This window comes from Myxococcaceae bacterium JPH2 (genome assembly GCA_016458225.1).
GTDB lineage: Bacteria > Myxococcota > Myxococcia > Myxococcales > Myxococcaceae > Citreicoccus.
This window is the reverse complement of sequence record JAEMGR010000104.1, coordinates 1-1410: the sequence shown is the minus strand read 5'-3', so window position 1 is coordinate 1410 and position 1410 is coordinate 1. Positions and strand designations below refer to the sequence as shown.

Below are 1410 nucleotides of genomic sequence, written 5' to 3'. Positions count from 1 at the left end.
TGGACGCACAGGCCAACCAACTGGCGCACCAGCTTCGCGCCTGGGGCGTGGGCCCGGAGTCACGGGTGGGCGTGTGCCTGGAGCGCTCGGCCCAACTGGTGGTGACGCTGCTGGGCGTGCTGAAGGCCGGCGGGGCCTACGTGCCGTTGGAGCCGAGCTACCCGCGCGAGCGCCTCAAGGGAATGGTGGAGGACACGGGCGCGACCGTCGTCGTCACCCAGCGCGCCCTGGAGGGCCTGGTGACGGACACGTCGGCCCGGGTGCTCCGGTGGGACGCGGACGCTTCACTCCTGTCCGCGCAGCCGAGGACACCGGTGCGCGCGCTGGCGGGGCCGGACTCACTGGCCTACGTCCTCTTCACCTCGGGCAGCACGGGCCGGCCCAAGGGGGCGATGAATGCCCACCGAGGCGTCGTCAATCGCCTCAGGTGGATGCAGCACGAGTACGGCCTCACCGCCGAGGACGCGGTGCTGCAGAAGACACCCTTCAGCTTCGATGTGTCCGTCTGGGAGTTCTTCTGGCCGTTGATGACGGGGGCGCGGTTGGTGGTGGCGCGTCCGGGAGGCCACCAGGAGCCGGCCTACCTCGCGCGGCTGATGGCCGAGCAGCGCGTCACCACGGTGCACTTCGTGCCCTCCATGCTGCGCGCCTTCGTGGAGGAGCCCGGGGCGGAGCGGTTGCCGTCGCTGAAGCGGGTGGTGTGCAGCGGCGAGGCGCTGCCGGTGGAGTCGGTGCGGCGCACGCAGGAGCGACTGCCGGGCGTGGAGGTGCACAACCTCTACGGCCCGACGGAGGCCGCGGTGGACGTCAGCGCCTGGACCTGCCCGCGAGGCGAGGCCCTGCGGCGCGTCCCCATTGGAAAGCCCATCGCCAACACGACGCTGTACGTGCTGGACGGGCGAGGGCGGCCGGTGCCAGTGGGCGTGCCGGGAGAGCTGTACATCGGCGGCGTGCAGGTGGGGCGCGGCTACTGGGCGCGGCCCGAGTTGACGGCGGAGCGCTTCGTGCCGGACGCCTTCAGCCAGACGGCGGGAGCGCGGCTGTACCGCACGGGAGACAAGGCGCGGTGGTTGGAGGACGGGACGGTGGAGTACCTGGGCCGGCTCGACTTCCAGGTGAAGCTGCGGGGCTTCCGAATCGAGCTGGGCGAAGTGGAGTCCGCGCTGCGCGCCTGCCCCGGCGTGCGCGAGGCCGTGGCGCTGGTGCGCGAAGACTCGCCGGGAGATGCGCGACTCGTCGGCTACGTCACGGGCGACGAGCAAGCACAGGACTCCGCCGCGCTGCGCGCCTTCCTCCAGCAGCGGCTGCCCGAGCACATGGTGCCCTCGGTCTTCATGCGCCTGGACGCGCTGCCGCTCACCACGAGCGGCAAGCTGAACCGCGCGGCGCTTCCTGCCCCGGACCTGACCG

1 protein-coding gene is annotated in these 1410 nt (G+C 72.2%); it reads left to right on the top strand.

Annotated features, from left to right (window positions below):
* Positions 1-1410, top strand: a 1410-nt coding sequence (locus JGU66_36295) for an amino acid adenylation domain-containing protein (protein MBJ6766237.1), incomplete at both ends; no start/stop codon positions are given.